This window comes from Leisingera sp. ABM4_060, from assembly GCF_056158765.1.
Genome location: NZ_JBSWTX010000001.1, coordinates 860000 through 872548, shown reverse-complemented (window position 1 = coordinate 872548; position 12549 = coordinate 860000). Strand labels below are relative to the sequence as shown.

Sequence of the window (12549 nt, the reverse complement as noted above, 5' to 3'; positions counted from 1 at the left end):
TGGCATCAGATGTGGGGGCAGGCTTCCCAAAGGGGAAGCCCGCAAAATCCAACAGTATCTGTGAACCGGCGAACAAAAAACCCGGCGAATAAAGCGACGGAACCCGCCTGCCCGCGCGTGCAACCCTGTTCAGGACAGAATCCGCACCGCGCCGCTCAGCTGGTCGCGCAGATGGCTGCGCATCGCGGCCGAGGCCACCGGCAGCTCGATCAGCAGGCTGCCGTCGGTCTCGAACATCTGCACGGTGGCGGCAGTGAGCCGCACCCCGCCCAGGGTGTCATAGCTGCGGCGCAGGACGGTGCGCGGGCGGCCGCGGCTGTCGCGCTGCAGCACCCGCAGCTCCCGGCGCACCGGATCGAAGCAGGCCTCAGGCTGGTTGGCCGGCTCATGGGCGGTCATCAGCACCAGCCCGGTCAGCAGGAAGGCAACGGAAATCCCGAACCGGATCAGGTTCGTATCCGGATCTGCCCCGGCCCCGGGCGCCAGCCACAGCCCGGTGGAGCTGAGGATCATCGCCGCGCCGAGCACCCGCAGCAGCACAACCCGGACCTTCCAGTTTGCCTCCACTCTCAGGCTGAGCGGCACCGCACGGGCCGCAGCGCTGAATTTGCCGGCCCCGGGAACCCGGGACACCTGCGGAGGGGTTTGATCTGTCAGTGCCATGGGCCTGCCCTTTCTCAAGCTGCCTGCGCCGGAATTTCCCCGGTGCCGCGGCGGTTTTCCGCGTTAAGGCTTCGTTAATAGTTGAAGAACTGCAATTGGGCATGAATGAGGCGAGCCTGCGGTAAAGCCGCGGCGTATCCCTCCAGACGTCCGGAACCTGCGGTTTGACCTTGCTCTTTCGGCCTCAGCCTGTATAGGGGGCCTGCTTCCGCACCTCTTTCGATCCGCGCAGCCTCTCGTGACCTGGCAGCGGAAGCAGCAAATGCCCGGTCTATGAAATGCGCCTAGACACAAACAGGAGTTCGCATGCCACTCTATGAGCATGTCATGATTGCGCGTCAGGACCTGTCCAACTCGCAAGCAGAAGGCCTTATTGAACACTTCGGTGCTGTTCTGTCCGACAACGGCGGCAAGCTGGTCGACAACGAGTACTGGGGCGTCAAGACGATGGCCTACAAGATCAACAAGAACCGCAAGGGCCACTATGCCTTCCTGCGCACCGACGCACCCGCGTCTGCCGTGCAGGAAATGGAGCGCCTGATGCGTCTGCATGATGACGTGATGCGCGTCCTGACCATCAAGGTCGACGAGCACGCCGAGGGCCCTTCGGTCCAGATGCAGAAGCGCGACGAACGCGACGGCCGTCGCGAGCGCCGCTGATCAACGCTTGAGAAAAGGACGCTAAATCATGGCAGCCAAACCGTTTTTCCGCCGCCGCAAGGTTTGCCCGTTCTCGGGCGACAACGCGCCGAAGATCGATTACAAAGACACCCGTCTGCTGCAGCGCTACATCTCTGAGCGCGGCAAGATCGTGCCTTCGCGCATCACCGCCGTTTCGGCCAAGAAGCAGCGTGAGCTGGCCCGTGCTATCAAGCGCGCCCGCTTCCTCGCCCTGCTGCCCTACGCCGTGAAGTAAGGAGATAAGCAGATGCAAGTTATCCTTCTTGAGCGCGTTGCAAAGCTGGGCCAGATGGGCGACGTCGTCGACGTCAAACCCGGTTATGCCCGCAACTTCCTGCTGCCGCAGGGCAAGGCAAAAACCGCATCCGAGGCCAATATCGCCTCTTTTGAGGCCCAGAAAGCGCAGCTGGAAGCGCGCAACCTGGAGACCAAGAAAGAAGCCGAGGCCCTGGCAGAGAAGCTGGACGGCCAGCAGTTCATCGTGATTCGCTCCGCATCGGACGCGGGCGCGCTGTACGGCTCCGTCACCCCGCGCGACGCTGCTGATGCGGCCACCGCGGACGGTTTCACCATCGACAAGAAACAGGTCGCCCTGATCGCTCCGATCAAGGAACTGGGCCTGCACTCGGTCGCCGTGAAGCTGCACCCGGAAGTCGAAGTCGAGATCAAGATGAACGTTGCCCGTTCGGCAGAAGAAGCCGAGCTGCAGGCATCCGGCAAATCGATCCAGGAGCTGGCCGCCGAAGAGGAAGCCGCTGCTGAATACGAGATCGCCGAACTGTTCGACGATATCGGCTCTGCTGCGTCTGACGACGACGACGCACCGGCAGCTGAAGCCGCTGGCGAAGAAACCAACTGATCCTTTCCGGATTGGCGAAACATGGGAAAGGCCGTCTTTTGAGGCGGCCTTTTTCTTTTGCGATTAACAACTTGCAAAGCTTTCTTAAGTTTTAAGAACTTCCCCGGACCGGCGTAAACCATTCGTTTGCCCTTAGCCGCCACGATGGCTGCGGGTGACAAGAAAGGGGTGTGCCATGCAAGATGCATTGGAGCAGGAAGAACTGGCCCTGCGGCGCAGGCTGCTGTTCCGGCTGCTGCGGGGCCACAGGTTCGACCGGCCGGACTTCAAGACCGAAGCCATTGCCGATCTGGTGCCGCAGGGCATGATCCAGGCTGGGGCAGAGCTGTTTGAAGCCACCCGCCCGGCCCGGCTGCATCAGAACTGAGGCCTGGGCCGGCACCGCCGCAAGCCATTCTCATGGCGCCCGGCGGAAATATCATGTGGTGCTTGATGCCATAGGCAGTAAGTTCCCGCCGTGACACATTTCATTTGCGGCGGGATCCATGCAGACACGAGCGCCTCTTAGCCGGGCCGGGATTTTTCCGGAGGCAGACCTGCCGGCCGGCCAGACACTGCTGAATGAAGGCAGGCAGCTGGCAAGCCTGTGGAGCGTCGGCAACAGCGCTTTTCAACTGGCCACGGGCTGCACCAGCGAGGCTGAATACAAGCGCCGGCAAATGGCTGCGGACGCAGTCATGCAGCATGCCCACCTCGGTTTCCGGGACCTTGCGCATACGGTGGAGGCCACGGCCTCGGTCTATGAGGCTTGCGATGCACGCGGCGCCCGGATCGACCGCTTTGGCATGTGTCTCGACTGGTCAATGGGATTTCCGCGCGCAGAGCGCCGCGAACAGGCCCGCGGCACCGGTATCTTGCTCAAGAGCGATGAGGACTTTGCACGCCTCACCCAGGCCGCGCCGGCCGCGATGCATTTCGGCGACTTCATGCTGGGCTTTCCGGCAGCGCTGGAAAACACCTGCTCAGCGCTGGCAGCCGGTGCCACAACCATCGGCAACCTGGGCCAGTATTTCACTTTCCGCCTGCCCGGCTATGCGGATGACGTGGAAACCACCGCCGCCACGGTCAAGGCGCTTGGCCTGATCGCCGCGCAGCCGGTTGAGGTTCTGGTGCATTCAAACCTCGATGACGGCTATGCCGCTGTCTACGAGGACCTGACGTCTGCACTTGGCCAGGCGATGCTGGAGAAATACATCGTAACGGATCTGATCGGCGCGCCCTATGCGGTGTGCTACGGCCACCATTTCACTGAGCCGCTGACCCGGATTGCCTTCCAGCGGGCGCTCGCCGTGCTCTGTGACGGCGTGCCCGGCTCGCAGGTCTATGGCGCAACTGTGCTCTACAAGGGTACCCATGCCGAAAACTATGCGGGCCTTTCTTCCTACCTGCTGGCCGACATCGCGGCACAGCGGCTTTTGCCGACCGGCCACGCCGTGAACCCGGTGCCCGTCAGCGAAAACGAGCGGATCCCGGACGCAGGCGAGATCATCGCCGCGCAGTGCCACTTGCACCGGATGCGGGAGCTGGCCGAGGGGTATCTGCCGCTGTTGAACATCGACGCCATTGATCAGGTGCGCAATACCCTGCTGGCCGGGGCCAGGGGGTTCTGCAACAGGGTTCTGCACGGCCTGCAGGAGGCGGGCATAGATATTTCCGACCCGTTTGAACTGCTGCTGGCCCTGCGCCGGGTTGGCGGGCGGGCGCTGGAGCAGCGCTTTGGCGCAGGCCAGCCACGCCCGGACATGCCCGGGCGGCGTCAGCCGGTTGTGGCTGCAACCACCTTCACGGACATCGAGGCAGAGGCGGAGGTGTTCCTGGCGAGCCCGGCCGGAGGATCTCTCACGGCCCTTGCCCGTCCGGGCCTCTGCATCCTGACCGCAACAACCGATGTGCACGAGCATGGCAAAATGCTGCTGGACACGGTCTTTGCGCGGACAGGCTTCACCCTGGCCGATGGCGGCATCTCCAGCGACCCGGCGCAGGTCGCGGCGGCGGCCATTACCCATGGTGCGGATGCCATTGCGCTCAGCACTTATAACGGCGTTGCGCTCCGCTATGCCCGGGAATTGCTGCAAGCACTTTCCAGCCAGGGCGCGGAGATCCCTGTGCTGATCGGCGGCCGCCTGAACGAAATTCCAGCGGCCAGCAACACCAGCCTGCCTGTGGACGTGAGCCGCGAATTACAGGAGCTGGGGCTCTGGCCCTGCCCGGATCTAACTGCTGCAAGCCGCTGTCTGCAGCATCTGCTGCGGCGCGGCCGGGACGCATGATCTGCGGGTCCGGGTGCGTTTCACCGGGGAAACGGCAACTGCCATCCAGGCGCCCGCAAGGGGCCGGGTTTGCGCTTGTAGGGACCGCGGAAAATTGGGAAACAGCCGCGGTCCCTTCTGCCCGACTTGGTCAGCTGCCCCACAGGCGTGAGGGGCAAACTGCCCTGAGGGTTGGTTCTGCCTCAATGCGCACCCCCAACATGTAGTGTTTATATCTAATTAACAATTGCATTGATTTTAAAGTTTGACACAAATCCCAAGGGTTCTCCCCGGCAGGCCTTTGCGCCGCCAGATTGCCGCCGCTTGCGGACGGCATGAGAGAAAAAGCGCCACCGCCCGGGGGTTCCGGTTGCAGCCCCGGCGCCCGTCTGTAGGCTGGCCGCAGATCCCGATCCCCCAACCCACCGGAGGCCAGATGAAACGCCGGGTTTTGCTCTCCCTCATTCTCGCGGCCGGCGCGCTGGCCGCCTGCGGCAGCCGTGCAGATGCACCGCCGCCAGCCTATGATCCGCCGCTCTTTCCCAACGAAACTCCGGAGCTGAGGCAGAAGATCAACCATTGGGCCGACCACTATGAGGTGCCGCGCAGCCTGGTGCACCGGCTGGCGGTGCGCGAAAGCACCCACCGGCCATGGGCAGTGAACCGGCCGTATTACGGGCTGCTGCAGATCCTGCCCGCCACTGCCCGCTCGATGGGGTTCCAGGGCCGGCCCAAGGACCTGCTGGATGCGGACACCAACCTGAAATACGCGGTGAAATACCTGCGCGGCGCCTGGCTGATCTCCGATGGCAGCCAGGACCAGGCGGTAAAGCACTATTCGCGCGGCTATTATTACGAGGCCAAGCGCCGCGGCATGCTCAAGGAAACCGGCCTGCGGCCCTGACCTCGTCTGTGCCGCACAATCCGCAGCGCCCTGCAGGGGCGCTGCCCGGCCCAACGGGACGCGTTGTCTTGCGCAGCAAGGCGGCAAGGCCGGGCGGGAGGGCCCGCTTGCGGCCCGCATTTTAGGGGAATTGTAATCAGCTGCGGCTTAACTGGCGCCATGCTGAGCCTGATCAAACTCCTTCTTCCCGCCCTGATGCCATCCTGGCGTTTTTTCAAGTCGATTGACCCCTCCCCAAGGGTGGAATGGACACTGCTGGAAAATCCAGGCAGCACGGCCTCTTCCTGGCAGGAGTTCCGCCCCCGGCCCCGGCATCTGTCCCTGGCGTCCATGGCGCGGCGGATGCTGTGGAACCCGCACTGGAATGAGGGCCTGTTCCTGGTCAGCTGCGCAGAGCGGCTGACCCTCAACCAAACGGAACACAGCCTGCAGGAAATCCAGCGCCGGATCGCGGCACAGCTTTCCCGCACCCTGCCCGCAGGCGCAATGCAGCCTTATCTCCAATTCCGCCTCGTCTTCATCGACCGGGACGAAGATGGAAGCCTGGTGCAGGCCGTTACCTATCAGTCGGAGCCGTGGCCGATCCCGCCTGAGGCCGCGGCATGAGCCTGGAGCTTGCCCTGCGCATGACCGAAATCCTGCTGGGCTTTGCCTTTCTGCTGCAAAGCCTTGAGCATCTGGGGGGATTCCGCAATGAGCAGATCATTCACGGACCCCGGCTTGTCCTCAGCGGGCTGCTGCTGGCGGGCCTTGCCACGCCCTGGGTCCTGCTGGGGCTGCTGGGCTTGGGCCTGCTGCATCTGCGGCGCTTCCAGGGTCCCTATAACGGCGGCAGCGACAAGATGAGCCTGCTGATCCTCTGCTGCCTCACCGCCGCCCGCTGGCTGCCGTCCGTGCAATGGCAGGAATACGCCTTTGCCTATCTCGCGGGGCAACTGGTGATCTGCTACTTCATCTCCGGCCAGGTGAAGATCGTGAACCCAGAGTGGCGCTCGGGCCGGGCGCTGCAGGATGTGTTCCGGTTCTCCGCCTACCCGGTCAGCGAAGGCTTGCGCGGTCTTGCGGACTATCCGCGCCTGCTGTGGGTGATGGGCTGGGCGGTAATGCTGTTCGAGGTGGCATTTCCGCTGGCGCTCTTCAGCCAAGAGGCGTTGGTGCTGGCCCTGTTCACCGCGGCCCTGTTCCATCTGGCCAATGCCTGCCTGTTCGGGCTGAACCGGTTCTTCTGGATCTGGCTGGCCGCCTACCCGTCCCTTTTTTGGCTGCAGGAGCGGGTAATCCTGTAACGAAAAGGCCGCCCTTGGGGCGGCCTTTCCTTAACTCTGAGAGCTGAGGAGGATTACTCCTCTTCCAGCGCCTCCACAGCCTTTTGCAGGTCATCTTTGGAGACTTCTTTCTCTTCCACCTTCGCCTGGGAGACGATGTGGTCGACAACCTTGTCTTCAAAAATCGGCGCGCGCAGTTGCTGCTGCATCTGGGCGTTCTGCTGGATGAACTCGAAGAACTGACGCTCCTGGCCCGGGTACTGGCGGGCTTGCGCCATGATCGCCTGGGTCATTTCGGCGTCGGTCACTTCGACCTCGGCTTTCTGGCCCAGTTCGGCCAGCAGCAGGCCCAGGCGCACGCGGCGCTCGGCCAGGGTGTTGTGCTCGTCGGTGGCTTCGATTTCAGGATGGTTGTGGCCCTGCACGTCCGGGTTTTCCTCGTGCCACAGCTGGTGTGCGATCTGCTTGGCTTCGGCTTCCACCAGCGACGGCGGCAGGTCGAAGGAAACCAGGGTGTCCAGCTTGTCCAGCAGCGCGCGCTTCATCACCGCGCGGGCAGCACCGGCGTATTCGGCTTCCAGACGCTCGGAGATCTGGCCTTTCAGGCCGTCCAGGTCGTCAGCGCCGAATTTTTTCGCCAGCTCGTCGTCGATCTCGGCCGCTTTCGGGGCTTTGACCTCTTTCACCTTGCAGGTGAAGACAGCCTCTTTGCCGGCCAGGTGCTCTGCACCGTATTCTTCCGGGAAGGTGACGTTCACGTCTTTTTCTTCACCGGCTTTGGTGCCGACCAGCTGCTCTTCGAAGCCGGGGATAAAGGAGTTGGAGCCCAGGGTCAGCGGGTAGTCGTCGCCTGCACCGCCGTCAAAAGCTTCGCCGTCAACCTTGCCCAGGAAGTCGATCACAACCTGGTCGCCGTCTTCAGCTGCTGCGCCTTCTTCACGCGCTTCGAATTCCTTGGCTGTTTCAGCCAGGTTGTTCAGCGCCTCGGTGACGGCTTCGTCTTCGGCCTTCACAACCAGTTTTTCCAGCTCGACGCCGGAGAAGTCGACTTCGGGGATTTCCGGCAGCGCCTCATAGGACATCTCGACGTTGACGTCGTCGCCTTCTTTCCAGTCTTCGTTGGTCATCTTGACGTCGGGCTGCATCGCCGGACGGTCGCCGCTGTCCTCGAAGTGCTGGTTCATGGCGCCGTCGACGGCTTCCTGCATCGCTTCGCCCATCAGGCGCTGGCCAAACTGCTTTTTCAGCAGCGCCATCGGCACTTTGCCCTTGCGGAAACCCTTCATTTCGATTTCCGGCTGCGCTTCGGCGAGCTTCTCGTTGACCTTTTCGGCCAGCTCGTCAGCGGTGACGGTGATGGCGTAGCCGCGTTTCAGACCTTCGTTCAGCGTCTCGGTGACCTGCATCATATTCCCCATAAGAGATTCGGAGCGCATGCACGCAGGCGCCCCCAGACAATTTGCGGTCTTCTATGTGGACAACGGCGGCGGCGCAAGAGGCATTGCCTGCTTCACCGTGGAATTGGCCGTTTTCCCATGCATTTTCCGCTGGGGTTCAGCCGCTGCAAACGAAGAAACACGCCCCCGAAGGGACGTGTTTGTGTTCTGAAACCGAGGGAGTTGAGAGATCAGAACTTCCAGCGCGCGCCTGCCAGGATCACATTGGCATCCTGATAGGTGGTGGCACTGGTGTCGGCATAGGAATAGTCGCGGTAGGCCAGATAGGTTTCGACGTTCAGACTGTCGATTTTCTGAACCGCGGCCACGCCCCAGGATTCCGCGCTGTCGCCAGCGGTCACCATGTCGGAGCCGTCATAGTAGTCGACCGAAAACGCGGTGGAGCCCGCAGCAATCAGGTCTGCCTTGTAGCCAAGCTTGGCATAGGCATAGGTGCCTGCAATGTCGCGCTCGCCCGCGGCCACATTAAGCGACAGACCGGTGGATTTGTGCAGCACCGCAAAGGAGCCGGAGATGTCGCGGCGGTCGGCCTCGCCGGTTTCTTCGGTCCAGGAGGCGCCGATACCGGTGTCGATGGCAAAGCCTGCAGCATCGTCATTGGCCCAGCGGACCGCAACATCATAGCTTTCGCGGTCATTGGCGTCACGCAGCACATCGGTGCCATAGGAGGTCGAGAACGTGAAACCGGCCAGTTCCGGCGAATTGTAGCGGATCCGGCCCAGACGGCTGCCGTCCAGATCGGTGAAAGCATCGCCGATTTCCACGCCGCTCAGCGCCCCGCCGCTGGTGCGGAATGCGTATCCGCCCGCGGAATTTGCCACCGAGTTGGAGGCGCCAAGTCCGGTGCCCGAGAAGTCCGCGCCGGTAATCCCGTCGGTTGCCATCGACCCTTGGCCTGCCGAGAAGCGGCCATAGCGCGCAGTGTCGAACTGGAAGTCCACATGGCGGATGTTGGTCCGGTCCCAGCTCACGTTGTCGCCGGTGGTCAGCTGGTTCACCCCGTCTGAGGCGCGGAAGCCAAAGGCGGTCTCAAAGTTGAACCGCAGGGTGTTTTCGCCAAAGCTCTGCTCCAGCCAAAAGCCGATGCGCGAGTTGGAGGCTTCGTTGTCAACGAGGCGGTTGAAGTCTTCCTGACCGTCATCAAAGGACTGGAAGGACGGGTTGAACTGGCCGTACCAGCGGAAGCTGCCGCCGGACTCACTGGTGTAAGTGGGGCCGGCCATAGCCGGGGCTGCCGCAATGGCCGCCAGCGCAACTGCCCCGGCGCGGGATGCATATTTGATGCTCATTTTCTTGAGTTTCCTGTTCCGTCGGCTGCGAGCCTCTCCATCCCTGAGACCGCGGCCTGGCAACGGGCTAACACGCGTTTTTTTGAGCCTTCAGGGTTGAAATCCCCGTTGAATTTCACGTCGCCAGAATAGGCGGATTTTCGCTCATGACGCTCCCGTTGAAAGCATAAAACCGCTCGCGAACAGGGGCTTACGTGATCTTAATCACATTCGGCGCAGCGCGTTTTGCAGATGCGCCATGCGGTTCATGCAACTCTTCGAAATTGCTCAGTCTACCGTGTCTTTTTGCACAGGCCGCCGATGCCTCCCGGGCAGAGTATTTCAGCAGCGCAAGCGCCTTACTGCGGCTGGTTCCGCGCATCACAAATGTCAGAAAAACCGAACGGTTGCGGCCTCCAGCCGGGCGGCAGCCCCCCAGGGCATAGCAAAACAAAAGGGTTCCGGTTCCGGCTGGACCCAACGCCCTTGCGTTCTCATTTGGCAAAGAAGTCAAGTGGTGCGGGTGAAGGGACTTGAACCCCCACGCCTTGCGGCGCCAGAACCTAAATCTGGTGCGTCTACCAATTCCGCCACACCCGCACGTGCCGCAAAGCCCGCGGCCTTGCGTGCCGCGCTCAATAACAAAGCTTTGCAGGGGATGCGAGAGAAAATCGCACAGGCTGCCATCGGTGCAGGACAGCAACAATCCGTCCGCATAATTGCAACAATAAGCGGGTTTTTGCCGGAATAGGCTAGGCCTGGAATCCGGTTGTGCCGTAGTTTCGGAAAAAAATTCTGAGGCAAACAGAGCGAGCAACATCATGAAACCGTTTGGCAATGCGGCCTTGCGCGCGCAGCTGGCTGCGCGTGGCCAGGCTCAACCCCGACGGCTGTTTCAGGGCAGCCAGAACATCAGCCTGCTGCGCGGCACCATTGTGCTGACCCGCGAAGGCGAACGCGCGGCGGAAGAAATCAAGGCAGGCGACAGCCTGATCACCCGCACGCAGGGAATGGCGCAGGTGGAGGCCGTCAAAACCCGGCGCGCCATGCTGCAGGCGGTGTGCATTTCAGCCGGTTCGCTTGGCGACACCCGGGGGGAGGGCGACCTCACCGTGCCTTGGGATCAGCGGGTTCTGGTGCGTGACTGGCGTGCAAAGGCGATGTTCGGCCAGCCGCAGGCGGTGGTGCCGGCCTATGAACTGGTGGACGGCGAATTCATCCGTGACATGGGCCTGCAGATGATGGATCTCACCATCCTGGAATTCTCCCGCCCGCATGTGATTTATGCAGGCGGTTTGGAACTGGCAGCCGCAGCGCAAGCCCCCGAGGACCTACGCCCAGCGGCTTGACACTGCGTCATAGCCCCAGTTTCCGGAACACCGCGGGGATCTGCTCCGGCAGGTCCTCGGCGATCAGGCCGGGGCCGAATTCCAGCGCGCACTCGACGTGAATGTATGCAGCGGTTTCGGCCGCCTGCATCGGTGCGAAGCCGCGCGCCAGCAATCCGGTGATGAAACCCGCCAGCACATCCCCCGACCCGGCGGTTGCAAGCCAGGGGGCGGAACGCTTGTAATGGGCAGAATTCACTGAACAGCGCCCGTCCGGCGCCGCGATCACTGTGTCCGGCCCTTTGAACAGCACCACGCAGCCCGCACGTTTTGCCGCCTCGCGGGTGGCGTCTACCTTGGAATAGGCCGGGCCCGCGGTGGCGGGCGCGTCCAGCTTTTCCGCCAGGTCCGGGAACAGCTTGGCAAATTCGCCGCCATGCGGGGTCAGCACGCAGTTTTCGTGCAGGATTTCAAACAGCGCTTCCGGCTTCAGTTCAAACCTTGTGAGCGCATCCGCGTCCAACACGGTGGAGCGGTTTTCCTTCAGCACAGCCATCACCACCGCCTGCGTATCGGCACCGCGCCCGAGGCCGGGGCCAAGGCAGACCGCATTGAAGCGCTCATCCTCCAGCATTTCGCTGACCCCATGCGCGCCGTCGATCTGGCGCAGCATGATGGCGGTCAGGTTGGCGGCATTTTCAAACATCGCTGAACGCGGCGAGCCGACAGTGACCAGCCCTGCCCCGATGCGCAGGGCTCCGCGGGCAGCGAGGCGGGCAGCGCCGGTTTTACCGTGGCCACCGGAGAGGACGAGGGCGTGGCCCTCATTGTATTTGTGCCCCCCCCCCGATTTATCGAGCATTGGGTGCGGAAACCCCGGAGATTTCAAAGGACGCCCGCAAAACCGGGGTTCAAGCAACCGGACTCGCTCTAAATCCGTATCCTGCGCACAGGCAACTGTTCTTTCCATCGCGTCGCCCCGGAGCCCGATGTCAACAACTTTGACACTAGCTCCATTGCAGCTTGGATTTCCGGAATAGTGGCCAATTTTCGGGCTGTGAAACGTCACTGTGAGTTCGGTTTCGAAGACAAATGACGCCCATGAAACGAACGTGCTGCCAGCAGCCTGTCCGCTGTCGATCCTTTCTTGAGACAAAAGCGCAAACCCGGAATTGGCACACAAACCAGAAGGCAGATCTACCGAAACTCTTCTAAGTTTCATCCCGGCTCTCTCGCCTTTCACTTCGGGCTTCCAACCACGTCGCCAGTCATAAAGGCCTCGAACTACGTCGCGAACCAATTCTGGAAGCGGCCGCGAAAGTCCGGTACCGAACAAAGCGTCTATCAGAAGAGTTGGCTGAAGTACCGAGGATCGAAAATCTTCAGACAGCGGTTTTGTCTCACCCAGCTCCCGCCACCGCTCATAATTCGCCTTGGCATCCGGCGGCAGCTTTTCCGGGTCTCCGTAGAGGAACACCTCCACCTCCCAGCCCCGCTCCTTCAGCAGCCGCGCCACCACAAAACCGTCGCCGCCGTTGTTGCCCGGCCCGCACAGGACAACGGCCCGGCGCGGGCTTTCATCTTTCCCCAAATACTCCGGGGAGCGCGAGGGGCCGGCCCCTCGACCGCTTTCAACAGGCTCCGCCAGCTCCGGCCACTCCTCGAAGATGGCCTCCACCACCCCCTGCCCGGCCCGCTCCATCAGTTCCAGCCCAGTCACCTCGCCGGATGCAATGGCGGCCTGCTCGATGGCCCGCATTTGGGCTGCGGTCAGCAGTTCGGTCATGTTTCGCCCTTCCCCGATTCAATTCTGCGCATTTTCCAGGCGCAGTGCTTAATTTTTAGGCAGACAGCTTCAAATCCCGCCTTCAAATG

The 12549-nt window shown here is 62.2% G+C and carries 13 protein-coding genes and 1 tRNA gene; 9 read left to right on the top strand and 5 right to left on the bottom strand.

What is annotated here, in order from left to right; translation table 11 throughout:
* Positions 1–129: 129 nt before the first annotated feature.
* A complete protein-coding gene (locus ACXAEH_RS04330; protein WP_475031251.1) occupies positions 130–663 on the bottom strand; it encodes a hypothetical protein in 534 nt (177 codons plus the stop codon).
* A gap of 306 nt (positions 664–969) precedes the next feature.
* On the opposite strand from ACXAEH_RS04330, the gene rpsF reads away from it, so the two are divergent.
* From rpsF to ACXAEH_RS04290, 8 genes are all read left to right on the top strand, one after another.
* Complete coding sequence (gene rpsF / locus ACXAEH_RS04325) at positions 970–1323, top strand: 30S ribosomal protein S6 (RefSeq protein WP_475031250.1); 354 nt, start codon at positions 970–972, stop codon at positions 1321–1323.
* A gap of 28 nt (positions 1324–1351) precedes the next feature.
* Entirely contained in the window at positions 1352–1579 is a 228-nt protein-coding gene (rpsR, locus tag ACXAEH_RS04320) for a 30S ribosomal protein S18 (RefSeq protein ID WP_005982441.1), read from the top strand.
* A gap of 12 nt (positions 1580–1591) precedes the next feature.
* Complete coding sequence (gene rplI / locus ACXAEH_RS04315; protein WP_475031249.1) at positions 1592–2203, top strand: 50S ribosomal protein L9; 612 nt, start codon at positions 1592–1594, stop codon at positions 2201–2203.
* A gap of 175 nt (positions 2204–2378) precedes the next feature.
* On the top strand, positions 2379–2570 hold the full coding sequence (locus tag ACXAEH_RS04310; RefSeq protein WP_475031248.1) for a hypothetical protein: 192 nt from the start codon (positions 2379–2381) through the stop codon (positions 2568–2570).
* Between the two features lie 292 nt (positions 2571–2862).
* Positions 2863–4473 carry a cobalamin-dependent protein gene (locus tag ACXAEH_RS04305; protein WP_475031247.1) on the top strand — a complete coding sequence of 537 codons (1611 nt, stop codon included), beginning with the start codon at positions 2863–2865 and terminating at the stop codon, positions 4471–4473.
* A 415-nt stretch (positions 4474–4888) separates the two neighbouring features.
* A complete protein-coding gene (locus ACXAEH_RS04300; RefSeq protein WP_475031246.1) occupies positions 4889–5356 on the top strand; it encodes a transglycosylase SLT domain-containing protein in 468 nt (155 codons plus the stop codon).
* A 195-nt stretch (positions 5357–5551) separates the two neighbouring features.
* Complete coding sequence (locus ACXAEH_RS04295; protein ID WP_475031245.1) at positions 5552–5962, top strand: hypothetical protein; 411 nt, start codon at positions 5552–5554, stop codon at positions 5960–5962.
* Complete coding sequence (locus ACXAEH_RS04290) at positions 5959–6642, top strand: HTTM domain-containing protein (protein ID WP_475031244.1); 684 nt, start codon at positions 5959–5961, stop codon at positions 6640–6642. The genes ACXAEH_RS04295 and ACXAEH_RS04290 overlap by 4 nt, the downstream gene beginning before the upstream one ends.
* Positions 6643–6695: 53 nt before the next feature.
* Here the strand turns inward: ACXAEH_RS04290 and tig are convergent, their stop codons facing one another.
* From tig to ACXAEH_RS04275, 3 genes are all read right to left on the bottom strand, one after another.
* A complete protein-coding gene (tig, locus tag ACXAEH_RS04285) occupies positions 6696–8027 on the bottom strand; it encodes a trigger factor (protein WP_475031243.1) in 1332 nt (443 codons plus the stop codon).
* 221 nt (positions 8028–8248) lie between these two features.
* Positions 8249–9367, bottom strand: coding sequence for a porin (locus tag ACXAEH_RS04280; protein WP_475031242.1), 1119 nt, complete (start codon positions 9365–9367; stop codon positions 8249–8251).
* A gap of 494 nt (positions 9368–9861) precedes the next feature.
* A tRNA-Leu gene (locus tag ACXAEH_RS04275) sits at positions 9862–9946 on the bottom strand.
* Between the two features lie 221 nt (positions 9947–10167).
* Here ACXAEH_RS04275 and ACXAEH_RS04270 point away from each other — a divergent pair.
* Positions 10168–10695 carry a Hint domain-containing protein gene (locus ACXAEH_RS04270; protein ID WP_475031241.1) on the top strand — a complete coding sequence of 176 codons (528 nt, stop codon included), beginning with the start codon at positions 10168–10170 and terminating at the stop codon, positions 10693–10695.
* A 7-nt stretch (positions 10696–10702) separates the two neighbouring features.
* Here the strand turns inward: ACXAEH_RS04270 and ACXAEH_RS04265 are convergent, their stop codons facing one another.
* The gene (locus ACXAEH_RS04265; protein ID WP_475031240.1) at positions 10703–12460 is read right to left on the bottom strand and encodes an NAD(P)H-hydrate dehydratase; all 1758 of its coding nucleotides are present in this window, start codon (positions 12458–12460) and stop codon (positions 10703–10705) included.
* Positions 12461–12549: the final 89 nt, after the last annotated feature.